This is a genomic window from Corynebacterium silvaticum, from assembly GCF_002162115.2.
In the GTDB taxonomy this organism is placed as follows: domain Bacteria; phylum Actinomycetota; class Actinomycetes; order Mycobacteriales; family Mycobacteriaceae; genus Corynebacterium; species Corynebacterium silvaticum.
The window spans coordinates 1-25,604 of record NZ_CP021417.2 but is presented as its reverse complement, the minus strand read 5'-3'; the positions used below and the strand labels follow the sequence as shown (position 1 = coordinate 25,604).

Below are 25,604 nucleotides of genomic sequence, written 5' to 3'. Positions count from 1 at the left end.
AAAGTAGAAGAAAACCCCAAGTATCCGAAGCACGGTGGCCGCGGTACTTGGGGCTATGTGGAGCGTTTTACTCCGTGATCTCTACAGACTCGATCACAACTGGCTCGACAGGGCGATCCATGCGGTCGGTGGAAGTCTGAGCAATGTCCATAACAACCTTCTGCGATGCGGGATCAGTGACCTCGCCGAAAATGGTGTGGTGGTTGTTGAGGTGCGGGGTGGGCACCACGGTGATAAAGAACTGGGAACCGTTGGTGCCTGGGCCTGCATTGGCCATAGCGAGCAGGAACGGACGGTCGAACTGAAGCTCCGGGTGGAACTCATCTGCAAACATGTAGCCTGGGCCGCCACGACCGGTGCCTGTGGGGTCACCGCCTTGAATCATGAAGCCATCGATGACGCGGTGGAAAACCGCACCATCATAGAACGGTCCTTCAGCGTTTCCGGAGGCGTTCTCAGTCTTGTAGTCTGCAGAGCCATCTGCCAAGGTGACAAAGTTTTCGACGGTCTTTGGAGCATGGTTGCCAAAGAGCTCGATTGCAACATCACCACGGTTGGTGTGCAAAATCGCGGTAGCGGTTTTCAAAGTCATACGCAACATCATAAGCGCGAATGTGTCAACCTCGCTACGCTGGAAGGAACAACGAACTCATTTTGTCAGTTTCTGATGGGAGCATCCTATGAACAGCAGCACTACTATTCGCGGCGCCGTTTTGGTGACCAAGGCGGCATACGACAAGTACGCAAACTACCGCGATCGTAAGACTCGTGAGGCATATGATGCGCTACTCAATGCTGCCGATTCTTATGATGACGTCCGCAAAGACGTAAAGTCCAACGTCGCAGATCTCTACGATCAGTCCCAAGAGCGCGTCAGCAGCCTCACCGCGCAGGCCCGCAAGCGCCTTGATTCCGCAATCGCCGACGCCGCAGCCGCCAAAGATGACACGGTGAAAACAGTCAATAAGCAGGCTTCCAAAGCATCTAAGTCTTTGAGCAAGCAGTCTAAAAAAGCTCAGAAGGCCGCGCGGAAAGCTGCACAATCTGCTAAGAAGAGCGCAACACCCAAGAAGCAGCCCAGCTTTGGTAAGCGCCTGTTCAATTTCTCGCTCTTCACCACGCTTCTCGCTGCAGTGGGCGCCGTCACCTACTACTTCTTAAGCAAGCGTGATGTCGTCTCTACTGAGCCGCCACACGTAGAGGATTTCGGCGCAGACTCTGTGAACACCCAAGAATCCCGCCTTGTTTATTCCACTCAAACGCCTGTCGATGGCGAGGACGAGCACGTGGCGTCTCCGGAGGAAGGGGCCACAGAACGCGACGAGGAACTCCTCGGTTCCCTAGAAGACCAGCTCAAGCAGCATACGGATTCTAAGGAAGACAAGTAAAACAACACCGCCTCTCCGCTAGTCCCGGATGAGGCGGTATTTTTGCTTATCGACGCCCTCCCCTGCCCGCGATCTTCTCCCTAACGGGATAACTCGTGGCTTAACGCCTCTAGTTCCCCACCACCGGCCATCTGCTGCGTTAATTGTTCTAGGGTTACCTGATCCCGCGACGCGTTCAATATCTGATTGCCCAGGTTGAGGATAGTAAAGCGGTCGCCCACCAAGTATGCATGGTGGGGATTGTGGGTAATAAGAACAACACCAATCCCCTTGTCTCGTGCGGCTGCCACAAAGCGCAGCACCATGCCAGATTGCTTCACGCCGAGCGCTGCAGTGGGCTCGTCAAGGATGATAACGCGAGCGCCGAAATACACAGCGCGGGCAATGGCTACCACTTGGCGCTGTCCGCCTGACAAGGACTCAACGTCCACGTCTATGTCGGGCAGATCGATCCCCATGGCCTTCAACTGTTCTTGAGCAATCGAACGCATTTCCTCTTCACGAAGACGCCCCAAAAAGCCTGTGAGCTCTTGACCTAGGAAAAAATTCCGCCACACCGACATCTGTCCAACCACCGCTAAGTTTTGGTGAACAGTAGCAATCCCATGGTCTAACGCCTCGCGAGGGCTGCTAAAAGTTACTGGTTGGTCGTCGATAAGCAACTCTCCCGAGGTCTGCTTATGCAAGCCCGACAATATCTTGATGAGCGTGGATTTTCCTGCGCCGTTATCACCTAGAACACACGTCACCTCACCCGGCGCGACGCTCAGGTTCACGCCGCGTAGGGCATCGAATGCGCCATAGCTTTTTGTGATGTCGCGTAGTTCAATGATCGGAGTTGTGGACGTATCCATTTATTTCCTCCCCTTGGTGAGCGTGGCAAAGGAAGTGTTGGTGAGCACTGCAAAAAGCAACATGGCGCCGAGGAAGAACTTAAACCAATCGGGGTTCCATCCTGCATAGACGATTCCCTGGTTTGTCATTCCAAAGATGAGAGCGCCGATAGCGGTGCCTATGATCGTGCCGCGCCCACCGGTCATTGCACAGCCGCCAATCACCGCAGCGATGATGTACAAGAACTCGTTACCCACGCCTTGACCAGCTTGAATGGAATCGAAGGTGAAGAGGTTATGCATGCCCACAAACCAGGCGGCAAAACCAACGAACATGAACAAGATTATTTTGACGCGTGCCACGGGCACACCAGAGGCGCGGGCGGCATCAGCATCCCCGCCGACTGCAAAAATCCAGTTGCCAAATCGCGTCTTAAACAGCAACCATGAGCCCGCTGCGACAAAGAATATCCACCAAAAAACGGTTGCACGCACGGAGACGCTGCCGATGTGTACGGTCCCGGCAAAGACCTTCTGAGCTGAAGGAAAACCTTCCATATCGGCGATACTGGGGGTCGCTACTTGGCTGGTCACCAGCTTAGTGATAGCCAGGTTAAGTCCTTGCAGCATGAGGAACACCGCTAGTGTGATCAGGAAGCTATCGATCCCGGTCTTAGTCACCAAATATCCGTTCAGTGCGCCGATTGCCAGCGCAATGAACAAAGACATAAGCGCACCGACCCAACTGTTGAGATGCAGGTTGTAGTTCAGCATCGTCGCAGCTAACGCCGCTGTAGTCACGGCCACGCCCGAGGACAAATCAAATTCATTGCCGATCATGAGCAGGCCCACGGCCACAGCGACGATTCCTAAAGTAGAACTCGCATAAAGGACCGTAGTCAGCGCGTCAATGGAGCGAAACGACGGTGCCACGCTCAAAAACAGAACGAATATGGCGACCGCGCCTAGCAGGCTGGCAAACTCTGGGCGCAGGATCAACGCGGAAAGGCCTGTTCGTCGGCGCAGTCGATCGTCACCTTGTGTGGCAGTTCCAATGTCCGCAGTGCCTGCTGCTGCGGATTCTGAGGTAGGAGGAGTGATCAACGTAGGCCTGCCTTTGCGGAATCTGCAATCTTGTCTACGTTGGTGGCGTCGACAAAGCTCGGGCCTGTGTAGACCGGTCGATTCCCTCCGACGGTTGATCTATTGCGTTGCGCAAGCCACAACGCATCAATGGCCATGTAGCCCTGAAGATACGGCTGCTGATCCACAGCCCACTGCACTGTGCCGCCCTTGATGGCAGTCACGAGCTGCGCATTGGTATCAAAAGTTGAGATTTTGGCTGAGCTTCCAGAGTTTTTTACGGCATCAACGCTGGTGAGAGCCACAGGTGCCACAAGCCCCATCACCCAGTCAATGCTCTTGTCCTGTGCGAGCTTTGCTTGCACAGTGGATTGAACGCTCGTCATATCCTTACCGTTGACATAAAGCACTTCCATGTCAGCGCCGGCAAGCCCCTCTTTAAGGCCCGCGCAACGAGCTTCCTGTGAGGAATTTCCTTGCTCATGGATAACGCAGAGCGCGTGTTTGGCGCCGTCTTGGGCAAGGCGTTTGCCGGCTAAGGTCCCGGCTACTTTTTCTTCCTGCCCAAAGAACGCAGAGATGTCATATTTTTGGTATGCGTCCATTCCGGCGTTGAGCGCCACCGTCGGAATCTTGGCGGTCACCGCTTTCTTGGCGGTTGGCCCAATTGCCTCTGCGTTGGGCATAGTCACCGCGATTCCGTCGACTTTGGAGTCGATGGCATTTTGAATCAGATTAGATTGATTCGGTGCTTCGGGATCCGAGGAATAGCGCAGCTCCATGTTGTTCTTTTTAGCTGCGTCTTCTGCGCCCTTACGCACCAAATCCCAGAAAGTATCGCCAGGGGCGCCGTGCGTCACCATTGCGACGACATAACGAGGCGTGTCCACTCCGCCTACCTGCCCGCCCGAAGTATTCGAGGAACGCGGGGCACCGCCTGTTGCAGAGCAAGCGCTGAGCACGACGGACGCGGCGAGCGTAACGACCGCCGCACGTAGGGGGAACCGGAGATTTTTCACCTATGCATAGTGTCGCACTATGTGACCGGGGGTCAAGCCCAGCACCACTGTACTGACCAGCTAGTTTATCGATTCAGAGGCGTTGAGCTGCACAAGCATCACCCCGCAAACGGGGGCATGCTCTTATGTCCGTTCATGTGAGATGTGCGACCTCGCCTCAAAACCTCACGATTCTTTTCATGAACCTCTTTTCACAAATCCTCGGTGTTCTACTTTCCCTCTGCCAGGTTGCCGATATGCAATGTGAGATACGCAGTCTCTGTGAGCCCCAAAGTGGCATGGGTTTGTTCTTCAATATGCTGCTGCACGTTTACTGCAACATCCCAATAGCTCGGCATCGACGTCTTAATCGTATGAACAAATTTTCTGCGTTCTTTCACCTCAGGCCCTTGCTTTTCAAATCTTCCCAACACAAACCTCAAATGGGTCACAAAGCGTCGAGTGGCAAAGTCATCGCGTGAAACAACAAAACCTAAATGTTCTGAGACCAGTCGCAGGATGTCGTCGATAAGCTGCGTCATTGGCCACGGCTCGGGAAATCCTAGACCGGCCAAACTGCATACTCACCACGTGCAAAGCAAAAGCAGCGGCTTCACTTGCTGGCAGAGAAACGCCCAGTTCCGCGATGATCATTTTTAAAACATGCTGGCCAAACTCATATTCTTTGGGAAATAAATGCCGTATCTCCGTTTCCAAGGGAAAATCTACGTATTTTCCTGCGCCAGCACGATCTACGGCAAAACTCATGTGCTCCGCAACGGGGAGCAACAATGCCTCAGCGTTGTCTATCCCTAAACGATCGTGTGCTGCGACAACAATGGGCCGAGTGAGAATAAGAATCTCAGGAGAAAGGCTGCTCAGCCTCACCGCAATGCTTGCCGCATGCTGTTGTGATTCCAAAACATAGGTCATTTCGATCCGGGTTTTGTCTATTGAGTCTCCTACAGACACCCCAAACCCAATGCCTCTGCCAAGCAGCACCACGCTACGTCCGTGGTCGTCGATAGCTTGCACCACATTGTTGTTGTGACGGCGTTGCATCCGGTACATGGTTTTTACTTCAGCTCCATGACGATCTGTCCAAAAGCTGCGTTCTTATCAACAGCTCCCACATTAAATTTATCCGCGTTAGTAACCACGACAACGGTATCCATTGAAGGGACGCGCGCAGCTGTCTCTTTCCAATCGCGAAGTTGCACCAACTGTCCCTGCGCCACGAGAGCTTGAAACCCCTCCCCCTTGAGTTTCACTGTGTCTATTCCGATGTGTACGAGCACCTCCACACCGTTTTCCCCACGTAAAGCGCACGCGTGACCTGTGGGAAACATGACTATGACCTCCCCTGAGATGGGAGCGACAATGGTGTTGTTTGCCGTGTCTACGGCAAACCCAGGCCCTAATGTTCCCTGCGCAAATACCGGGTCAGACACCTCAGCGAGGTCTTTAATCTGCCTTATCACCGGCGCAACGATCCCCTGCGGTACAGGATTTTTCTTTTTAAACCCAAACATTTTTACTTCATCATTCCTCTCGTCGCTATGTGGCTAACGCGGGAAACACCAATTCAGCATTTCCCGCATTATCTTCACAATCGCTTCCCGCAACTTTTAGTCGTCGATGCCTAAGATGTCTGCGATGGCGTTCTTATACAGAATGGCTTTGGCACCATAAACGGCTTGGACCCCACCAGATACGTCAAGCACATCCGCAGCTCCTAGTCGTTTCAATCGCTCGCGATCCACCTGGGAAGAATCTACAACTGACACCCGAAGACGCGTGATGCACGCATCAATGTCTTCTAGGTTCTTTTCGCCGCCTAGTGCATCCACAATCTCACGTGCCTCGGTATACAGTGCTGCTTGTTTTTTCTCCGCCCCGGCGGTGTCCGTTGAGGTATCGCTCACGGTATCGTTGAGTCGGCCTGGTGAAGCCACGTTGAACCGCTTGATATACCAGCGGAATACCACGTAATACAGGCAGAACCAGGCAACGCCGACGGGCAGTACATAGAGCCAGTGTGTTTTTTCTTGTCCCTGCAAAATTCCAAACAACGTAAAGTCAATAAATCCACCCGAGAAGGTATTTCCGATTCTGATCTGTAGCAGGTCTGCGATGAGGAAGCTCAAGCCATCAAAGAAAGCGTGAATCACATACAGCGCAGGTGCCACGAAGAGGAACATAAATTCCAAGGGCTCGGTTATGCCTGTAATAAAAGAGGTAAGCGCAACGCCTAGGAACAGACCGGCATATTTCTTTCTGCGATCTCGGGGGATACTGTGATACATCGCTAGTGCAGCACCAGGAAGCCCGAACATCATGGTGTCAAAGTGCCCGGCAAAGTATCGAGTTCCTTCAGTGAAAAGCCCATGATGGTTGGGGTCCGCGAGCTGAGCAAAAAAGATCTTCTGTGCCCCCACCACGGTTTCCCCATTGACCTGCTCTATTCCACCCAACTCGGTGTACCAGAACATGGGATAAATCGTATGGTGCAGTCCTACGGCACCCGATAGTCGAAGCACAAATCCATAAAGGAACGTGCCTATGGCCCCCAGGTTGGCCATTCCGTTTCCCGCGGTTACGAGTAATCCTTGGAACGTTGGCCAAATAAGATAAAACACTCCGCCCACAAGAACGGCTGCGCCGGCGGTCACTATCGGCACAAAACGAGATCCGCCAAAGAACCTCAGAACCGCCGGAAGCTGAATGTTGTGATACCGATTGTGCAGATAAACAGCGACAGAACCCACGACCAAAGATCCGATGATTCCCGTATCAATGGCTTCACCGTCTGGATTGAAGACTTTGAGCAACGAGGCAATGGTGCCTGTCATGACAAGGTAACCGACCATACCCGCTAGAGCTGCGGTCCCCTTATCTTTCTTGGCCAGGCCGATACAAAGTCCAACGGACAGCAATAGCGCAAGGTTGGCAAAAATGATGCTTCCGGCATCAGACATCACGGTAAAAATGCCCTGTGCTACCTAGTTATTGAGGGCCGGATACGCCGCGATCGTGTTGGGATTGGAAAGCGCACCACCAATGCCGAGCAGCAAACCAGCTGCCGGAAGAATCGCGATGGGCAGCATGAATGCTTTGCCGACTTTTTGTAATGTTTTAAACGCCGCACCACGAGGGGTAGGCCGCGACGCCACACTCTGTGACATGGACTGAGTCACGGTGTTCTCCGATCTCCTGCATACACAGGAAAACGAATGCGAGTGGTCTGCAGTCATGCCCACGCATATATCTAGGTAACAATCTGCAGCCTTTGTGAGGTAATCGTTCCTCTTAGCGCACACATTACTGCGAGCAGCCAGGCAGAAGCAACGATCCTCACCCCCTACGTTTAAGCGTATCGACGCTTTATCTCACACCATTAATGTCAGATCGACGATGCCCCGCGAAGTTCCGCAGAAGACGAGGCGAACGTCGTGATGTCGTCAGGCCGGGGCGAGCGTCTTCCATCGTTTGAGCTGATCGGTAACGTTGGGCGCGTTACGGACGAGGGTAGTTTTCCATGACAGTAGGCCATCGTTTTGAAGCCTGCCGATCAGCGTAATCGGGTGCACACCCAGCGCCTCCGCTTGTGTCTGTGCCCAGGTCATGCTTGGCCGTTCGGGAACGACGGGAAGCGGTCTCGAAATCGTTAGTTCACTAGCAAGCTGATCAGCTTCCATTTCCTCGTCCTGGCTCTCTTCAGACAAATCATCAATGATGACTCCCCCGTCCTCTGAGACATGCCCCAGCAAAACATGGGCAGTTTCATGCAGAATTGTGAAGAGTACTTTATCTAGCCGCTTCCATCGACCGGAGATACCGATCACGGGGGTTTCATCGACTATCAATGCACACCCATCGAGCTTCCCTCCAGGGAATGCTTCAACGTAGATCAACTTCACTCCGACTTCCATAAACGATGCTTGAAAGTCTGCAAACGCCTCCGGGTTGCGTGCTCGTTCCGAGAGTTGCTCAGCCAACCGGCGGAGTCGTTCACGAGAGTACGGCGCAACCTCTAGCTCACGCGCACTGGCTTTGACGCACGCAACCCAAGCCCGTTGCAGCACGGTGACTGCCTCGTCCGGGTTGCTTCTCCTCGCGGCGAACCTTACCGTCGGTTCTTCATCAAGGCTCTGCATTCCGAAGAGGCGAAGGACCTCGTTCGATTGGCCTTCTGGATCGGCCATGGTGATAAATCCGCGCTTCCTTAATAGGGCGACCGGTGCCAACGCGCGCAATCTAGCACGGGTCTTTACAGCATCAAGATTCTCCCTGGTGCGAGAGTCCTGTGATTGTTTCCAAAGAAGATAAGAGTCCTGGAGTTTAAGCCAAAGCTCCGCGCTTGTTCCGAGCGCAGTCGCGATCTGCGCGGCAGACTCGCGAGTGATCTCTTTCTTTCCCGAGATGACCTCGGACACGAACTGTGCTGGTCTTCCCAGCACCTCCGCAAAGTCAGCCTGAGTCCAACCGCGTGCGTCGAGTTCGTCAGCCAGGTGCTCCCCGAGCGGGAATACCTCGGCAGCCATCGGCGTACTCATGGTCATCACTCTCCTTCAGTGGTTAATCAACCATCTCGATGACGATAACTATCCGGCCCTCGTCATCCGTCTCAAACTTGATGATGAGCCTGAACTGGTCATTCAGACGAATGGATGAGGTTCCAGCACGGTTGCCTTTGAGTCGCTCCAGCCGGAGGGAACGCATCGCATATAGGTCTCGTTCGTCGGTAGCCGCGAGCAGTACTTGGATCTTCTTCCGGTACGCCTTGATGATGTCTACGCCCCAGCGCCGCGGCGCATAGGACGCATTTTCGGCCAGTCGACGGGGGTCATCATCCTTAAAGACGACACGCAAGCACTCCACCTCGCCCAGAACAACATGGTCAGGTCTGCACTACTACATCCCTTATTTGAGATACATACAATAAGCTTATCACCCCTTGTGTGAATCATGCAAACCAAATAATATTGGTTTCGAAAACACATCAATTACAGAGGACCGACCCCAGTGGCGGCTACTTGAACCACAAGGAGGTTCAAATGTCCGGGTATGCCAAGATCCCTAGTTTCATCAATGAGTTGGTTGACCATTGTTCGACGGATACCTTCTATGTGGGCAAGACACTGACATACCAACTCTCGGATCTGGCATCCGGTGCTCTTGAACACCTTGGGATCACTTCAGACGGAGAATCTGTACACCTCACTAAAGCCGTGGTGCCCGAAGCCACCAACGGCAAGTGGTCTCGGTACAACATCGACGGCAGACTCTTCGTGCGTAAGGACCTCCCGAAGGTCAAGAAGCTTATTGGAGGATGGCAAGTTCCCAACTTCGGAGACTGGAAGCATGGTAGTCATACACACTATTCCACGCGCAAGGTCTTCCAAAAGGAGATCTGGTACGCGAAGCAGCTGCCGATTCTTATCGATGTCCAGGACCCGGAGGATGGAAAGGTCATTATTGGATTCCGTGTTGATCATGTATTCGACCGCAGGGAACTCGATGAGCGTGATCTTCACCTGGCAGCTTCACTTCTAAGAGAAAATATCAACGCTCACGTGTCTATCGTTTCCTCGAAGCTCTCGGTCACTGATTGGCTTAACGACCAGCAAGTGACATGGGAGCTTCTCCCGAAGGGCGAAGCCAGCTTCACCAGGGTTCTGACGCTTCTGAATCCCACCCCAGGAAGTCCGCGCTTGAAAACAATGCAGAATAGATACGAAGTTGTGAACGGGTTTCACCCGAGCGCGACCATCGTAGGGAAAGGACAGTTCTCTCGTTATTTCGGATTCAAGTTTCGTGAAAATCTTATCGTACTGGAGAATCTCGACTATGGAAACGCCCTCTATGTGATGTACGAAGACTGGACCAATCTCAGCCGCCGCAGCCGGATCGACCTTCTCTCAGATTCAAAAGCTGATTACGTCAGAATCATCCACAAAAAAGGCTGGGAAAATCGTCTCAAGGATACGCTTACCCTCAAGGGGCATGACATCACTGGAAGAGAGAAAGAAAACCATAGGCAGTCCGAACTATAACTGGCCCGTCTTGGTCATACACGACTGCAATGAGATCTCTCACAGTATCGCGATATCGCCAATAAGGTGGACAACCGACGTCGAACTAACAATGCAGAGTCGTCGTATATTGGGGAGGCGCTCGGCACCGCGTTCGAGCACACTACAGTCATCGTCGTGTTCATAAATCCCGATGAGGTCACTACCTACAGCCGTGCTACGGCAACGGTGAAAGCGCGTCGAGATCCAGCTTGCCACGCAGACTCAGCCTAATATTCTATTCAAAGCGGGAATGACTTTATTACGCAACATACCCGACGGCGGTCTTATACCTGGGTTGCTCCAGCCGCGTACAGCACCTTCGAGAACAGCTTCGACCGGGCACCGCTGCCCCTGGGTGTTCGAGATCTATCACAAAGGAGAGCACACCGTCCACGACCTACTCGTCGAAGCAGCCACCAGGGATCTGCCTCCCCCTTATCTTCCTCCAAATGCACCCCCTCAGAACCGTAGAACGCTCAATACTTTCAAACTGTTGTGCACCCCCTACGCATCAAACAGGTCAACCACCAAGACTCCGTGTGTGCCGGTGTATACGAACTAATCGTGGATCGTTCCTGGGACTGACAGTCAGTCCAGGCTCCGTAGGACAGTGTGACTGCGAGGTAACGCCGCCGCAAACACGACTACTACGTCAAGGCACCCTACACCAGGAAGGCCGCCCCGACATCGTCGAACAACCCGCCCCACCTCACGTCAAAACACCCCATTCACGCGAGAAGACCACCTCTAAAATTAGAGGTGGTCTTCTTCATGCCGTGGAGCATAGGAGAATCGAACTCCTGACCTCCTGCTTGCAAAGCAGGTGCTCTACCAATTGAGCTAATGCCCCGGTGCGGTATCAGTGTAGCAACTAGATCCCCGCTACGTCTAATACACCCGTATACAGCATAAACAAGATCGTTTTGACTTAGGACCCAGCCACCAGCTCAGCCGATAAACGCAGCATATTTCTACTAGAAAAGAACAGTGAGGTTCTCCTTGTGGGGGCCTCACTGTTCTTTCACTACATAAGTTCATTCATGCGGTTAGCGTCGTTGCATATGCATCCTTACTCACCCACAGTGAAGGGCGTTTCTGCCCACGTTACCTTCCCATCAAGGTCGATGACCTTGACTTTTACCGTATATGTGTCGCCGGGTTTCGCATCGGGACTAGCGCTAACGCTAACCTTGCCGGTTTCCTCATCCACGGAGACAAACCAGCCCTCCGGGATGCCAGACTGCGAGTAACCAAAGATGGTGTCGTCATCAACTTCTCCCTTGATGTCCGCATAGGCGGTGTGCCCTGCAGCCACGGTCGTCGGCTCGTACTTCAGCACGTCGTCCAGATCATCAACCTCTGGTGTCTCTACATCGGGAGCGTCGTCGAGATCCAGAAGCTCTGGCTTATCCACCTCAACAGGAATGTCCTGTTCGATGGTGGGGGCAGGTTTTTCTGCATTGACCGCTGGTGGTGTTGCTGGCTCATCGGCAGCCATAGCTGCTCCAGCAGTTCCGAATACCGCACCAAGACCCAGGGCGGTGGCACCAGCAGCTACTGCTAGGTTACGGAGAGCAACGTTCTTGTTAGAAGACAAACAATTCTCCTTAATCCACATTGAAGGTTCAGGATGATGCCTGTTGTTGGCATGATCGAGTGCTCAATCCTGTTGTCCCTTGTTTGGGACGAGCCCCACCTTACGGATAATCGTTTTTCTATCAACAGGCGATCTCATTTCGGGCACGATTCGGCAAAAAATCATCCCTATTACCACCCGTTTTCAAAAAGTGAGTTCTATGCCACACACCAAATACGGAGTGTTCACATATGCCCAGAAAATCCCCAGCACACAGCGGTGTAGATATGAAAAAATTAATCTTTAGCAGCAAAAATAACCTTTTGAGGTGCCAGGTCTTTTTATATCAACGAGGCGGAAGCACTGCGGCTAGAACGACCAACACCCCGAGGAGAGCGTCGAGAAGCCCTACTTGCTTGGGTGTCCACGGGCGTTCCCGACGCGCACCGGTAGTGGGCATGAGCCATGCGCGAAGCAGAAGGATTCCAGCGATCACTGCCACCGCACCGTGAACCGCCTGATACGCAACGGCCACACATGCAGCAATCAGGAAAGCTAGGTGAAAAGTTATAGAGCCGATAATCCAGGGGCGGGAGCCACGTTCCCGGATAAGCGTTTTCACGTACGGGATACTGCCAGCAAAATACAACAGCAAAACCCCACACACAGCCCACACACGGGCAGTAAGACCACCACCAGCCCAGGCGATAACAGGCAAGATAAGGCAGGCCGCACATACGGTGGATAGACCAGAAAGAAGTGAGCGCGGCCTGCGTCGCCATGTTTCATATACGGCGATCCCTACGAGAGGAAGAAAGGCAGGGATCCACACCACCAGCCGCCAGTTGCAGAACAAGACCACCAGCCCCGCAAGCGCAGTAACGGCACCATAAACAGCAAGTGGCGGTAAGTGGCGCTTTCGGTACCTCCCCCGCATCCATACACTTCCCGCAAAAAACGCAAAGTACCCGCACCACCACAACAGCAGAAGAGGAATATCAATCCACGCAGGGGCAAGGACCACTCCGATGAGGGCGGGAACAGTCACCATAAACCATGCCCCATGCTGGTTAGGGACCCATCCTGGTGAGCGACGGGACTTCCGAGGAGTCGCAACTCTAATCATATAGTTCATCCTAATGTCAACACAAAGGAGCACTAACGGGTTGTGTCTAGGATCATTGCAACAAACAAAGGACCCAAGCCTAAGCTTGGATCCTTTGTTTGTGGAGCATAGGAGAATCGAACTCCTGACCTCCTGCTTGCAAAGCAGGTGCTCTACCAATTGAGCTAATGCCCCGTTGTTCCTGGTGGGCCTAGCAAGAATCGAACTTGCGACCTCATCGTTATCAGCGATGCGCTCTAACCGACTGAGCTATAGGCCCTGGGAACGAGATAGAACTTTACCTAGAAACTATAAAATTTAGCAAATCGCCTGCACATAACCCCTTTTTCCAAGGTTTTGCAATGTACTTGAATGCTCATAAAAGGCTCATAAAGATAGCCTCTTGCTCAGATCCTCTGTTCTCCAGGATCCTAGCAAGAGGCCTCGTTCACGCCACAGCGACTAACTAATCGTTTTCTTCACGGTACGTAATGGCAAGGCCACCAAAAAGGTCCACGATCGAGTTGTAGATGATCGCACCGAGGGGAGCCAGAATAGTAACGATGATGGAGGTAATAGCGCCCATCAACGCAGCCACGCTAAGAACTAGACCAAACGTAACTATTTGGCTGCCACCGACGCCACCAATAACCTCGTTGACGTTATCCCAGACCCCTACAGACTGCATGCCAAGGTACAGCAGAGCCACGCAAATGACCCATGCAGCCAGACCGATGAGGGACAGGGACAAGGCGGTTTTAAACGCCGATACAGGTGAAATTCGAGTTATAACAACATGACGTGTTGCCATTACTGGTCTTCTCCTTCGGGCTCAATGGTCACTTCGGTCTGACGGCCGCGATTGGCGGGACCATCGATGGCTCCCGTAGCAACTGCTTCAGCGGTTTCTTCGCCTTCGCCTTCAACGTTGCGGTCGATAGCAAGCAATTCCACGCCGTCTTCCAGATTGACCAAGCGTACACCCATGGTTGCTCGCGAACTTGGGCGAATCTGGTTGACCTCGGTACGGATCACTCCACCTGCAGATGTAATAGCAAAGATCTGATCGTCCTCATCAACAACCACGGCGGCAATGAGTTTGCCGCGCTTTGGTGTGTACTTGAAGGTAACCACACCAAGGCCACCACGACCCTGCTGGGAGTATTCCTCAAGCGAGGTGCGCTTTCCATAGCCACCCGACGTTGCGACGAGAAGATAAGCGTCCGAACGCACCACGGTCATAGCGAGCAGCTGATCGTCGCCACGGAATCGCATGCCCTTCACGCCGGCTGTTGCACGCCCCATGGGGCGCAGCTGATCGTCGTCGGCGCTGAACCTAATCGACTGCCCTTCCTCCGACACCAGAAGAAGCTCGTCGTCGTTGGAGCACAGAGCAGCGCCAATGAGCTTGTCGTCTTCCGCCAGGTTGATAGCGATCAGGCCGCCGGAACGGTTGGACTCGTAGTCGGACAGACGCGACTTCTTAACGCGTCCCTGCGCGGTGGCGAGCACCAGGTATGGCGCATCTTCATAGGACTGCAGCTGGATAACCTGGGCAATGCGCTCCTCCGGCTGGAACTCCAACAAGTTAGCCACGTGCTGGCCGCGGGCGGTGCGGGATGTCTCTGGCAGCTCGTAGGCTTTGAGTCGGTAGACCCGGCCAAAGTTGGTAAAGAACAGGATCCAGTCATGGGTGGAGCAGACAAAGAAGTGGCGGACCACGTCGTCTTGCTTGAGTTCCGCACCACGCACGCCTTTGCCGCCGCGTCGCTGTGACTTATAAGCATCGACTTTGGTGCGCTTAGCGTAGCCGGTGGAAGTAATGGTCACGACCACATTTTCCCGCGCAATAAGGTCTTCCTCAGTGACGTCCCCGGTGGCTGCAATGATTTGCGTACGACGCTCATCGCCGTACTTAGTCACGATCTCTTTAAGCTCATCACGAACAATGGCACGCTGACGTTCCGGCTTAGCAAGAATATCCTTGTAATCGGCAATTTCGATTTCAATTTCTGCCAACTCATCAATGATCTTCTGACGCTCAAGGGCTGCCAGGCGACGCAATTGCATAGCCAAAATAGCGTCAGCTTGAATCTCGTCGATAGTGAGCAGATCAATCAACCCACTGCGAGCAACGTCCACCGTGGCAGACCGGCGGATCAAAGCAATAACCTCGTCGAGCATATCCAGGGCTTTAACCAAACCACGCAGAATATGAGCACGCTTCTCAGCTTCTTCAAGGCGGTGCTGTGTACGACGAACGATGACTTCGATCTGATGCGTAACGTAGTAGCGCAGCATCTGATCCAACCGCAGGGTGCGCGGTACTCCATCGACGATGGAGAGCATGTTCGCACCAAAGTTAGTCTGCAGCTGGGAATGCTTGTACAGGTTGTTCAGCACAACGCGCGGCACGGCATCGCGTTTCAGCGTGACCACGATGCGCATACCCACACGATCGGAAGACTCATCTTCGATCTTGGAGATACCGGCCAGTTTTCCATCGCGCACCTGCTCCGCGATGTTAGAAATCATATTGTCCGGGTTCACTTGGTACGGAAGTTCCGTGATCACAATGATCTGCCGGCTTCCTTCTTCCTCAATCGAGGTCACGCCCCGCATGCGGATAGAACCGCGGCCGGTTGTGTAGGCATCATTAATACCTTGGGAACCAACGATTTGACCTGCTGTGGGGAAATCTGGGCCCTTCACATAGGACATGCACGCTTCAAGGGCTGCGGCTTCGTCGGCATCTGGGTTTTCCAGGAGCCAGAAGATCGCGTCGGCAAGCTCGTTGAGATTGTGGGGCGGGATGTTGGTTGCCATGCCCACGGCGATGCCGTTTGAGCCGTTCATCAAAAGGTTAGGAACGCGGGACGGAAGAACGTCTGGTTCCTGGGTCTTACCGTCGTAGTTCTGGGAGAAATCAACGGTATTTTCGCGAATATCCCGGACCATTTCCATGGCCAGCGGTGTGAGTCGGCACTCCGTATAACGCATGGCGGCGGGGCCATCGTTACCGCGGGAGCCGAAGTTACCTTGGCCGTCGACAAGCGGATAACGCATGTTCCAGTCCTGGGCAAGGCGAACCAGCGTGTCATAAATAGCTGAGTCGCCGTGCGGGTGGAATTGACCCATGGTGTCCGAGACCGGACGGGCAGATTTTACATACCCGTGCTCCGGGCGGTAGCCCGAGTCATACATCGCGTAAAGGATACGGCGGTGCACCGGCTTAAGTCCGTCACGGACCTCCGGCAAAGCACGTCCGACGATGACCGACATCGCATAATCGATGTAGCTGGTCTCCATCTCCTCGTTGAGGTCAATCGGATGAATCCGGTCGAATCCCTCGCCACCCAAGAGATCGTCGCTCATATGTCACCTTTTCTAGGGTTGTCCGAACGGCTTACACAAGCAGTCCGAATATGTCGCTGAGAACTTAACTCTTAGAGTCTATCCGCTTAATTCGCCCAGCGCCCCACTGAGACGTGATTACGGCACATCTCACCCCATTTTTGCTACCAAACTGATACCATTTGCTAATGGCGATGACTCTACGGCTAACTCCCGAACAGGATCGAGCGCTCACACTGCTCGCAGAAATTCAAGGTTCCAGCAAACACGAGGCAGCTGTGCGCGCCATCGTGAGCACGGCGGTTCGCACAGTCGCAGATTCCGAAGTACGAGAGCTGGCCCGCGTGCATCTCCCCACATTCACCGCCACAGAACGCCGCATACGAGGAAACAGATAATGCGAGGCTTTTCCGCAGAACAAGTGCTTATGCTTGCCGACGACTTCTGCAGCACCTGCAACGCCACAATCAACGACTTTGCCGCACTAGCGGCAATAGCAGCAACGACAACAGCCTCTTTTGAAGGGGTATCACCCTTTTCTTCGCCTATGCAGCAGTCGGAATATCTCAGGTTTTTTGTCCCCCGAGTATCTCCACTCACCAGACAGAACGAGTCCTTTGGCATATTTCTTTCCCGCGTATTAAAGGACCTGAACTCCTAATGCTTAGGAATTACATGGCATGAGCACAGTATGGGATTGCACACACATAGTGTTGATCAGCACAGAAATACAGCTTCGGTAAAAACAACGGTGAAAGATCGATGCCAAAAACTACGTCATTTTGTGTCATTATTGCCGCAAGAGAGGCGAATCATATAACATTTGTGACTGTTGTGATTACAGTAAACAGCAGTGAACAATGTACCTGTTCAAAAAAATTGCTTTTCCTGTGGTGGAAGAATGACAACACAAGTGACCTCCGTCGTTGGACGCATCAATGTCTGGTGTAGCCAACAATGGAGGTCGCTTTATATATAATCAAGCGATAACCTAAATGTTTCCGGCTATGCCATCATTGTGAAAGGTCATATATATGTCGAGTCTGAAGTCCCTCCTCGAAACCAAGCACGCCACCGTGGGGGCAGAACTCTCCGCTTTCATCGAAACAACCGTTGCTGAGCAAAAGGGCCTCTCCGGTATGGCGCTTAAAGGCACCATCGGAGCTGCAAAAACAGTCAACGGCGACATCGTCACCAAAGCTGCGAACCGACTCCTCCCCGAGGTCATTGAGGTTCTCGATCCTTATTGGACTCAGTTTGAAAAATCAGGAGACGCTGATTTTGGCATTTTCCTAGCAGGACGCAAGGAAGAAGTATCCAGCGAATTGCTCGTCATGGCAGACCGTAACGCAGAAAAAATCGACGTTCCGGCTCTCAAAAAGGCATACAGCTCACTTCGCGGCAAGGCTGCGGGCTTCATCGAGCCTAACGTCGAAGGCCTCGGCCGTATCATGCACAACCACATGTAGTATCCCGCAGATACGCCTTGTATAAAGCTTAGGCCGCCACCGAAAAGTTTTCGGTGGCGGCCTAAGCTTTAGGTTAAGAGCCTAAATATCAAGGAAACGAACGTCCTTTGCCCTACGGGTGATGAAGCTACGACGAGCAGCAACGTCATCACCCATCAAGATGGAGAAAATTTCATCAGCACGCTGTGCATCGTTGATGTCCACACGACGCAATACACGGAACTCTGGGTCAAGCGTGGTTTCCCACAGCTCACTAGCGTTCATCTCGCCCAGACCCTTGTAACGCTGGATTCCGTCATCCTTGTTGATCTTGCGTCCCTGCGCTAGGCCCTCTTCCAAAAGTGAGTCGCGCTCGGCATCCGAATATGCAAAGCCAGGGTCACCCTTGCCCCACTTAAGCTTGTACAGAGGCGGCTGAGCCAGGTACACGTGGCCTTCCTCGATGAGCTGAGGCATGAAGCGGAACAAGAGAGTAAGCAGCAGCGTAGCAATGTGGGAGCCATCCACATCAGCGTCGGCCATAAGAACAATCTTGTGGTAGCGCAGTTTATTGATGTCAAACTCATCGTGAATGCCGGTGCCCAAAGCAGTGATAATCGCCTGAACCTCGGCGTTCTTAAGCACCTTATCCAGTCGCGCTTTTTCCACATTCAGGATTTTTCCGCGCAAAGGAAGAATAGCCTGGTAAAGGGAGTCTCGGCCTGCTTTAGCCGAGCCACCTGCGGAATCACCCTCCACCACATAAAGTTCCGACTTCACGGGATCTTTAGAACGGCAATCTGCAAGCTTGCCTGGCAGTCCACCAAGGTCCGTTGCAGACTTGCGACGCACCAGGTCACGAGCCTTGCGTGCCGCCATACGCGCATGCGCAGAAGACACAGCTTTATTAATGATGGTCTTTGCTTCTGCCGGGTTCGCGTCTAGCCAATCCGCCACATGCTCGTTGACCATGCGCTGAACAAAGCCCTTGACCTCGGTATTACCGAGCTTTGTCTTAGTCTGTCCCTCGAATTGAGGATCGCCCACGCGCACGGAAATAACCGCAGAAAGGCCCTCACGGCAATCGTCACCGGTAAGGTTGGATTCTTTTTCTTTAAGCAGTCGGTGTTCACGGGCATAGCGATTCATCAACGTTGTGAGCGCAGCGCGGAAGCCCTCTTCATGGGTACCACCCTCAATGGTGTTGATGGTGTTAGCAAAGGTATGCACGCTTTGTGCGTAGCCGTTGTTCCACTGCATAGCCACCTCAACCTCGTGGTCCTCCCCTTTGGCTTCAAAGGCGACGATGGTCGGGTGAATGACCTGCTTGGACTTATTCAGATGCGCAACATAGTCTTTGAGGCCCTCGGGGTAATAAAAGACCTTTTTCTTCTCGCGTTTCTTCGGCGCAGCAGGAGCCTCGATGTTGCCATCGGCATCGGAATCTATTTTTTCCAGCGAAACGTTCTCTGCGGTATCGCCTTCATCGGCGATTGCTTCCAGCTCAAGTTCCTCATCGCTCACGCGCTTATCTGTCAGCGAAAGGGTCAGTCCCTTGTTCAGGAACGCCATTTCCTGCAATCGGCGTGCAATGATGTCGAATTTAAACGTGGTGGTTTCAAAAATCTCAGCATCCGGCCAGAACCGGATGGTAGTTCCTGTCCCCCGCGCATTTCCGCCCTGGATCAACTCGTCCGGAACCGCGTTGGAGAAGTTCTGATACCAGTGCTTGCCGTGAAGTTTAATGTCGGCTTCAACGCGAGTGGACAGCGCGTTCACGACAGAGATGCCCACACCGTGAAGACCGCCGGAGACAGCATAGGAATCAGAGTCGAACTTGCCGCCCGCGTGGAGCTGCGTCATAACGACCTGCACCGTCGGTGCACCAGAAGCGTGCATATCGACAGGGATACCACGGCCGTTATCCACGACCTCCACGCCGCCGTCTTCCAGCAGTGTGACGTCGACATGCGTGGCGTGACCAGCCATCGCCTCATCGACGGAGTTATCTACGACCTCCCACACCAAATGGTGTAGGCCGCGTTCACCGGTCGAGCCGATGTACATACCGGGGCGCTTACGTACAGCCTCTAGACCCTCAAGGATCGTAATGGATGAGGCGCCATATTCATGTTCAGCGGTTGCCACGGAACGAGCACTCCTTGTTATTAAATACGCTTAGACCGTTCCATCTTACACTGCCTACCCCTCCCTACAAGGAATGCATTCACACGCTTATAACGGCAAAATAGGGGTGAATTAGACGATTTTGAGGCAGTTCTCCCCGCCTTATCCGTATGTATCGCGCGGGCCGCGACCTTTCACATGCAAGGGGCCATGGCGCCAGCTAGGTGTCTTAGGGCCAAAAATCTTCAGCTCCGCCACCACATCAGGGCCTACTTTTTCCGCAATAGCCTGCAAGATCGTACGCTGCATCATACGCAAATTTGTAGCCCATGCAGTGGAATTACACGATATAAAGAGGGACTTCTCTTTGAGTATTTCCACTTTGGTGTGCGCCGCGATTTTTTCCCCCACCAGTTCATCCCAATGCGAATGCACCCAACCACCAGCAATCCCGTGTCGCCATCCGCGGCGTTGGATTTCTTTACTCAGCACAGAGCCTACTGGCTCGACATCATAAGAGCGCCGTAGTCTACGGCCATCCGGACCAGTCGGTTTTCCCGGGGTTTTGGGCCGGCGAGGAGTAGCGGGGGCGTCGTTAAGCTTTAATCCGGGGCGTGGATTATGGGCAGACAGGTCAGGGATACGCCCCGTGCGGCGTTGCGCCTCGGCGCGAATAGCTGCAAATGCCTCTGCTACGGGATCTTCTGATCCAGCATCAGCAGGCTGAGTGCTCATCGCTCGATCCTTCCGCGTCTTTGTCCTTGTCCAGCTCAGAAATACGTCCCTCTGGGGTATCCGTCATGGTCACCATATGCCGGTGTACCACCGATTCTGCCAGGTTATCTGGAAGATCGTCGCCGACAGCCGCCGTGATGAGCACTTGTTCGGCCTCTGCGGTGATCCCCACGAGTTTTTGTCTGCGTTTGGAATCGAGTTCCGCAAACACATCATCGAGGATCAAAATCGGCTCCGACCCGTCCGCGCTGAGCAGGCGAAATTCCGCTAGCCGCAGGGCTAACGCCATCGACCAGGTTTCCCCATGGCTCGCATATCCTTTAGCGGGATAATCACCCAACAAAACAGCTAGGTCGTCGCGATGCGGCCCCACCAAGGATAGTCCCCGATCAATCTCCTTTTTTCGCTGAACTCCCAGCTGAGAAAGCATAGCGGCTTCCAGTACGTCCATGTCGGGAATGCTTGTCGACGCAGCCTCGGTATCAACGACAGAGGCCGGCACGGGAACAGTAGATTCATAGTTAATTCGCGCGGGCCGCGATTCCGGAGCAATGCGGGCGTACGCGGAATGAACAAGCGGGGCGAGCTCTGCAACGAGGCTAAGTCGAGTATGAATAAGCTCGCTGCCGAGCCGAGCAAGCTGGGTATCCCAGACATCCAGCGTGCTCAGAGTCCCGTCATCTGCACCATATCCCCGGCGCAGCGATGCACTAGCTGTTTTCAACAGCGAATTTCTTTGCTTTAAGACCTTGTCATAATCTGCTTTTACCCCTGCCAGCCTGGGCTTTCGGGTAGCGACGATATGATCCAGATAGCGCCGGCGTTCCCCCGGCTCGCCACGAACCATGCTCAGATCTTCCGGAGAAAACAAGACAGTCCGAACCACACCTAAAAGCTCTCTGGGAGACTTCAGCCGGGTCCGATTGATCTGAGCCTGGTTGGCGCCCTTATGTTGGATCAACATATGAGCTGTTAGCTCGCGTCCCTGGTTAACAGCGGTAACGGATACCCGCGCAGAGTCTTTCCCCTGACGAACAAGCGGAGAATCCTGGGAGACTCGATGGGATCCCAAATGCGCAATATAGCCGATGGCTTCAACGATGTTGGTTTTCCCAAAACCATTGCGCCCAACAAAAACCGTGACACCCGGTTCAAGATTTACGTGGCAGTCTGCCCACGAACGAAAATCTCGGAGCGATAGCTCGCGAATGTACACGGTAATTACCTCTAGTTGCTTTCTTTTGGTGAGACACAAAGATGCATCTCACCAGCAGTTTTCGCTTTTAGCCTGGCAGTCGAACTGGCATCAAAAGGTACGTGAAGTCAGTGTCGGGTGTGGGGAACGTGCCATCGGCATCAGCCTCGGGAAGCTCTTCTGGTTCCGGGATCATGATCGCCGGACGAGACGGCTCAGTAAAGCCAAAGACCACACGGTTTGTCTTGATCACGCCTAGGCCATCGCGCAGGTAGCCCGAGTTAAAAGCGATGAGGAAATCGTCTTCCCCGGTGTATGCGCAAGGAACTGATTCTTCTGCGTGGCCGGCATCCGATCCACCGGCAGACAAAATGACTTCGTTCTTGGAAAATTGGAGCCTGATCTGTGCGTTTCTTTCAGCGACCAAAGCCACACGACGGATTGCGTCTGCTAACGCAGAAATCTCGACACTCGCCATCGACTTGTGCATCTTAGGAAGCAGCGGGTTCACATTGGGGAAATCCGCATCAAGCATGCGCGTTGTTGTCTGGCGACTGTCGATGTGAATGCCAAAGAGGCCTTCAGAACCGATGCTCTCGCCAGCACCGACAGCGATTTCGACCGGATCGGTTGAGTTTTGATCAAGGCTGCGTGCGTTATCCGAGAGGTTCTTCGCGGGAATCAAAAGATCTGCTTTGGCATCGGCGACAGCAGGTGTCCACTGGAAGCGTCGTAAAGCCAAACGGAATCGGTCGGTGGCCGTGAGCGTGACGTCTTCCCCGTCGATCTCCATGTGAATACCGGTGAGCATAGGCAGCGTGTCATCTTTGCCAGCTGCTGCTGCGACCTGGAGCACTGCATCTGCGAAAAGTTTAGGGTCGATGGCGCCTGTTGCTGCAGGTAGCTTAGGCAAAATCGGATATTCATCCAGCGGGATGAGCGGAAGCTCAAAGCGAGAAGATCCACAGACCACGAGAGCCTGGCTACCTTCTACAAAAATTTCCACCGGCTTTGCTGGCAGAGTTCCGATGATGTCTGAGAGGAGCTTTCCAGCAACAGCGATACGTCCCGGTTGGCTTACATCTGCGGAAATACGAACTTTTGTAGAGATCTCATAGTCAAAACCCGCAAACTCTAGCCCTTCATCATCAGCTGTGATGACCACGGCTCGCAGTACGGGTTGGGTGGGCTTTGTTGGCAGGTTACGCGCAACCCAGCTCACTGCACCTGAAAGGTCTTCCTTCTCGACCCGGAATGAGACAGCTTGTGCGTCCATGCGTATGAGGGCTCCTCGCTTGAGTGAATCTTGGAATTACAAGACCTAACCGTACCCGGGTTGACGCGACTGCAAAACTCCGCAGCCCCAGATTTTTGTAATTTCAAGAATCCGGTGAGACCGCAGGCCGAGCCTCAAAAGTTGTTATTCCCCAGCTCCTCTTTCTACTTAGTTTCATTAAGAGTAAATCGTTGGTAGTAACAGTAAGTCCTGTGCATTCTGTGGAATGAGGGGTGAACGCTACGGTCGTAGCGGATTTTTTGGCTGTGAATGCGATTGTGGAATGTCGGTGGATAACTCGACGGTCCTGTGGATAACTTTTTGGGGTGGTGAGTTGTTCACATTCTATCCCCAGTTCAGGGTTAATTCTTACACATAAAAGGCAGTGTTATCCACAGGTCTTGGGCGGCGTCGAAAACCTCAAAATGTGTCGAGTATCACCAAATTACATGTTTGTAATTACACAGCTGTGTATAACTCTGTGTACTACTTTTAAAACTGTTGTGACCTGGAAGAACCCACAACAAAGGCTGCCTCCCGGTAATTCTGGGAGGCAGCCTTTGTTAGAAGCCGATAACGGTCTTATCCGCGAGAAGAACTCTTGATCTGCTGCGTGAGCAGCTGAATTTCGTCGTAAGTTTCTTTCTTCTCTGTGATCTCTTTACGAATTTTTCGATCCGCGTACATCACCGTGGTGTGGTCTTTACCGCCGAATTGTTCGCCGATCTTTGGAAGCGACAGATCTGTAAGCTCGCGGCACAGATACATTGCTAGCTGACGTGCATGAGCCACCGCACGCGTCTTACCACTGCCCTTGAGCTCATTGACATCCATCTCAAAATACTCAGCAGTAGCCGCGAGAATGGTTGTCGCCGTAATTTCTTGATTGGCCTGCTCCGGCATCATATCTTCAAGAGCTTTTTCGGCTATCCGCAGATCAATACGGTGCTTGCCCTTATCTGGAGACATCAGCGACGCATACGCAGAAACACGAATGAAAGCGCCTTCTAGCTCGCGGATCGACGTATTAAAACGGCTCGCAATCAGCTCGATAGCTTCACGATCCGCAACAATGCGTTCCGACGTCGCCTTCTTCATCAAAATCGCAATACGAGTTTCTAAATCTGGCGGATAAATGTCTGCAATAAGGCCAGCCTGGAACCGGGTACGTAGTCGATCTTCCAAGGTAGTCAGCTGTTTTGGAGGCCTATCTGAAGACAAAACAATCTGCTTATTAGCTTGGTACAAAGCATTAAACGTATGGAAGAACTCTTCCTGAGTACCCTCTTTACCCTGGAGGAACTGAATATCATCAACCATCAAAATATCTAGTTCACGATACTTACGCTTAAACGCTTCCTGCCGGTCATCTCGCACCGAATTAATGTATTCATTAGTGAATTCCTCACTAGAAACATACTTAATGCGAAGACGCGGATTTAAATATTGGGCGTAGTTGCCTACCGCATGCATGAGGTGAGTTTTACCTAGGCCTGAGTCTCCCCAAATAAAGAGCGGATTGTAGGCACGAGCAGGCTTTTCCGCCACAGCGATTGCTGCTGAGCACGGCAATTTATTGGAATCACTGACTACATAAGAATCAAATGTGTAATGCGGGTTAAGCGCTAAAGCACGATCGGGGTTAAACGATGGCTGCTCACGAGCACGCGGTGTGCCGGAAGGAATCTGTTCTGCAGGAGTGGGTTCCTGGATATGGTCAGTACGCCATCCTCCAGTATTCCCCTGATAGTCCTGGTTCAACGATGGTTCAGTTCCACGCGTTTGAAGTGGATCATGCAATAACGCAGATCCACTCTGTGGTGCGGTATGAGAAGTCGCCGGCGTGGTGTGTTGAGCCTCGTTAAAATTTTGCTCGTTAAACCCATAATGAGGAGTGGAAAAGCACTGTTCAAGAGTGTTTTCTGGGTACTTTTCATTTCCGTATGAGAGGGAACCAAAAGTCACAGGATGCTGTGCGTCCTGTGACTGGCGGTATGCCGCGCTTTGCTGATTCTGATACGCCGCATTGACAGAGCCTGCGCCATAATGACCAGAAACAGCAGATCGCTCCTGGTATGCAGGCGCGGTATCTGGGCTAAGTGAGGAGTCTTCTGGTTCTTCCTCTGAAGCATGAACGCTCACTGCAAGGCTGTACTGTCGCCCTAACCTACGAGACAATACCTCAGTGATAACAGGGCCCAGCGTAGTCTCAATCTCTTTTTTCGCTCGGGCGTGGGGAACGCTTAAAACTGCAATACCCTCTACAAATGCGACTGGCTTAACCAACCGCAGGTATGCACTTTGCTGGCGAGTAATGGAAATACCACTTTCTGGGTCCTGAGACTGTGACAGCAGCTCATTAGTAACTTCCTGCCACCGTTCGTTCCATGTCGATGGAGTCTCCGACAC

At 52.9% G+C, this 25,604-nt stretch carries 26 protein-coding genes and 3 tRNA genes; 6 read left to right on the top strand and 23 right to left on the bottom strand.

Annotated elements, in window-relative coordinates; translation table 11 throughout:
* Positions 1–67 precede the first annotated feature (67 nt).
* Positions 68–604 (bottom strand): peptidylprolyl isomerase, encoded by a 537-nt coding sequence (locus CBE74_RS01595; protein ID WP_087453070.1) that lies wholly within the window; start codon positions 602–604, stop codon positions 68–70.
* A gap of 76 nt (positions 605–680) precedes the next feature.
* Here CBE74_RS01595 and CBE74_RS01590 point away from each other — a divergent pair, with 76 nt between their 5' ends.
* Complete coding sequence (locus CBE74_RS01590; protein ID WP_087453069.1) at positions 681–1,388, top strand: hypothetical protein; 708 nt, start codon at positions 681–683, stop codon at positions 1,386–1,388.
* A gap of 80 nt (positions 1,389–1,468) precedes the next feature.
* Here CBE74_RS01590 and CBE74_RS01580 read toward each other — a convergent pair whose 3' ends face one another.
* The 10 genes from CBE74_RS01580 to CBE74_RS01045 form a co-directional block, all read right to left on the bottom strand.
* Positions 1,469–2,242, bottom strand: coding sequence for an ATP-binding cassette domain-containing protein (locus CBE74_RS01580; RefSeq protein WP_087453068.1), 774 nt, complete (start codon positions 2,240–2,242; stop codon positions 1,469–1,471).
* The gene (locus CBE74_RS01575) at positions 2,243–3,277 is read right to left on the bottom strand and encodes an ABC transporter permease (RefSeq protein ID WP_087454802.1); all 1,035 of its coding nucleotides are present in this window, start codon (positions 3,275–3,277) and stop codon (positions 2,243–2,245) included. It abuts the gene before it with no gap.
* Between the two features lie 44 nt (positions 3,278–3,321).
* The gene (locus CBE74_RS01355; RefSeq protein ID WP_087453067.1) at positions 3,322–4,323 is read right to left on the bottom strand and encodes a substrate-binding domain-containing protein; all 1,002 of its coding nucleotides are present in this window, start codon (positions 4,321–4,323) and stop codon (positions 3,322–3,324) included.
* 209 nt (positions 4,324–4,532) lie between these two features.
* The gene (locus tag CBE74_RS01345; RefSeq protein ID WP_134316102.1) at positions 4,533–4,844 is read right to left on the bottom strand and encodes a PRD domain-containing protein; all 312 of its coding nucleotides are present in this window, start codon (positions 4,842–4,844) and stop codon (positions 4,533–4,535) included.
* Positions 4,774–5,364 (bottom strand): CAT RNA binding domain-containing protein, encoded by a 591-nt coding sequence (locus CBE74_RS01285; RefSeq protein ID WP_166741025.1) that lies wholly within the window; start codon positions 5,362–5,364, stop codon positions 4,774–4,776. The genes CBE74_RS01345 and CBE74_RS01285 overlap by 71 nt, the downstream gene beginning before the upstream one ends.
* A 14-nt stretch (positions 5,365–5,378) precedes the next feature.
* On the bottom strand, positions 5,379–5,834 hold the full coding sequence (locus CBE74_RS01220; RefSeq protein ID WP_087453065.1) for a PTS sugar transporter subunit IIA: 456 nt from the start codon (positions 5,832–5,834) through the stop codon (positions 5,379–5,381).
* 96 nt (positions 5,835–5,930) lie between these two features.
* The gene (locus CBE74_RS01215; protein WP_310795232.1) at positions 5,931–7,292 is read right to left on the bottom strand and encodes a PTS transporter subunit EIIC; all 1,362 of its coding nucleotides are present in this window, start codon (positions 7,290–7,292) and stop codon (positions 5,931–5,933) included.
* Between the two features lie 12 nt (positions 7,293–7,304).
* Positions 7,305–7,499: a hypothetical protein gene (locus tag CBE74_RS01095; protein ID WP_225870216.1), complete on the bottom strand. Its 195-nt coding sequence runs from the start codon at positions 7,497–7,499 to the stop codon at positions 7,305–7,307.
* 264 nt (positions 7,500–7,763) lie between these two features.
* Positions 7,764–8,858: a helix-turn-helix domain-containing protein gene (locus tag CBE74_RS01075; RefSeq protein WP_087454801.1), complete on the bottom strand. Its 1,095-nt coding sequence runs from the start codon at positions 8,856–8,858 to the stop codon at positions 7,764–7,766.
* A 22-nt stretch (positions 8,859–8,880) separates the two neighbouring features.
* Complete coding sequence (locus CBE74_RS01045; protein ID WP_375167310.1) at positions 8,881–9,174, bottom strand: type II toxin-antitoxin system RelE/ParE family toxin; 294 nt, start codon at positions 9,172–9,174, stop codon at positions 8,881–8,883.
* 185 nt (positions 9,175–9,359) lie between these two features.
* On the opposite strand from CBE74_RS01045, the gene CBE74_RS01030 reads away from it, so the two are divergent.
* Entirely contained in the window at positions 9,360–10,358 is a 999-nt protein-coding gene (locus tag CBE74_RS01030; RefSeq protein ID WP_087453063.1) for a hypothetical protein, read from the top strand.
* A gap of 66 nt (positions 10,359–10,424) precedes the next feature.
* Positions 10,425–10,610, top strand: coding sequence for a hypothetical protein (locus CBE74_RS01025; protein WP_134316106.1), 186 nt, complete (start codon positions 10,425–10,427; stop codon positions 10,608–10,610).
* Positions 10,611–11,156: 546 nt separating this feature from the next.
* On the opposite strand, the gene CBE74_RS01020 is transcribed toward CBE74_RS01025, so the two are convergent.
* The 7 genes from CBE74_RS01020 to gyrA form a co-directional block, all read right to left on the bottom strand.
* Positions 11,157–11,229 (bottom strand) — tRNA-Ala (locus CBE74_RS01020).
* Positions 11,230–11,448: 219 nt separating this feature from the next.
* A complete protein-coding gene (locus CBE74_RS00985; protein WP_087453062.1) occupies positions 11,449–11,976 on the bottom strand; it encodes a YPDG domain-containing protein in 528 nt (175 codons plus the stop codon).
* 325 nt (positions 11,977–12,301) lie between these two features.
* Positions 12,302–13,081 carry a YwiC-like family protein gene (locus CBE74_RS00935; protein WP_166741026.1) on the bottom strand — a complete coding sequence of 260 codons (780 nt, stop codon included), beginning with the start codon at positions 13,079–13,081 and terminating at the stop codon, positions 12,302–12,304.
* 101 nt (positions 13,082–13,182) lie between these two features.
* Positions 13,183–13,255, bottom strand: a tRNA-Ala gene (locus CBE74_RS00895).
* Between the two features lie 8 nt (positions 13,256–13,263).
* Positions 13,264–13,340, bottom strand: a tRNA-Ile gene (locus tag CBE74_RS00885).
* Positions 13,341–13,526: 186 nt separating this feature from the next.
* Positions 13,527–13,871: a DUF3566 domain-containing protein gene (locus tag CBE74_RS00880; protein WP_087453060.1), complete on the bottom strand. Its 345-nt coding sequence runs from the start codon at positions 13,869–13,871 to the stop codon at positions 13,527–13,529.
* Positions 13,871–16,435, bottom strand: coding sequence for a DNA gyrase subunit A (gene gyrA / locus CBE74_RS00850; RefSeq protein ID WP_087453059.1), 2,565 nt, complete (start codon positions 16,433–16,435; stop codon positions 13,871–13,873). Before gyrA ends, CBE74_RS00880 begins: the two co-directional genes overlap by 1 nt.
* A gap of 167 nt (positions 16,436–16,602) precedes the next feature.
* Here gyrA and CBE74_RS00635 point away from each other — a divergent pair, with 167 nt between their 5' ends.
* The 3 genes from CBE74_RS00635 (at position 16,603) to CBE74_RS00455 (ending at position 17,883) form a co-directional block, all read left to right on the top strand.
* A complete protein-coding gene (locus CBE74_RS00635) occupies positions 16,603–16,812 on the top strand; it encodes a CopG family transcriptional regulator (protein WP_087453058.1) in 210 nt (69 codons plus the stop codon).
* The gene (locus CBE74_RS00500; protein WP_087453057.1) at positions 16,812–17,075 is read left to right on the top strand and encodes a hypothetical protein; all 264 of its coding nucleotides are present in this window, start codon (positions 16,812–16,814) and stop codon (positions 17,073–17,075) included. Before CBE74_RS00635 ends, CBE74_RS00500 begins: the two co-directional genes overlap by 1 nt.
* 373 nt (positions 17,076–17,448) lie before the next feature.
* Positions 17,449–17,883 carry a DUF6918 family protein gene (locus tag CBE74_RS00455; protein WP_087453056.1) on the top strand — a complete coding sequence of 145 codons (435 nt, stop codon included), beginning with the start codon at positions 17,449–17,451 and terminating at the stop codon, positions 17,881–17,883.
* 81 nt (positions 17,884–17,964) lie between these two features.
* Here the strand turns inward: CBE74_RS00455 and gyrB are convergent, their stop codons facing one another.
* From gyrB to dnaA, 5 genes are all read right to left on the bottom strand, one after another.
* On the bottom strand, positions 17,965–20,010 hold the full coding sequence (gene gyrB / locus CBE74_RS00450; protein ID WP_087453055.1) for a DNA topoisomerase (ATP-hydrolyzing) subunit B: 2,046 nt from the start codon (positions 20,008–20,010) through the stop codon (positions 17,965–17,967).
* Positions 20,011–20,151: 141 nt separating this feature from the next.
* Positions 20,152–20,724 (bottom strand): DciA family protein, encoded by a 573-nt coding sequence (locus CBE74_RS00305; RefSeq protein WP_087453054.1) that lies wholly within the window; start codon positions 20,722–20,724, stop codon positions 20,152–20,154.
* Positions 20,705–21,940 carry a DNA replication/repair protein RecF gene (gene recF / locus CBE74_RS00270; protein ID WP_087453053.1) on the bottom strand — a complete coding sequence of 412 codons (1,236 nt, stop codon included), beginning with the start codon at positions 21,938–21,940 and terminating at the stop codon, positions 20,705–20,707. Before recF ends, CBE74_RS00305 begins: the two co-directional genes overlap by 20 nt.
* Positions 21,941–22,007: 67 nt before the next feature.
* On the bottom strand, positions 22,008–23,195 hold the full coding sequence (gene dnaN, locus CBE74_RS00170; RefSeq protein ID WP_087453052.1) for a DNA polymerase III subunit beta: 1,188 nt from the start codon (positions 23,193–23,195) through the stop codon (positions 22,008–22,010).
* A gap of 582 nt (positions 23,196–23,777) precedes the next feature.
* Positions 23,778–25,604 carry a chromosomal replication initiator protein DnaA gene (gene dnaA, locus CBE74_RS00140; protein ID WP_087453051.1) on the bottom strand — a complete coding sequence of 609 codons (1,827 nt, stop codon included), beginning with the start codon at positions 25,602–25,604 and terminating at the stop codon, positions 23,778–23,780.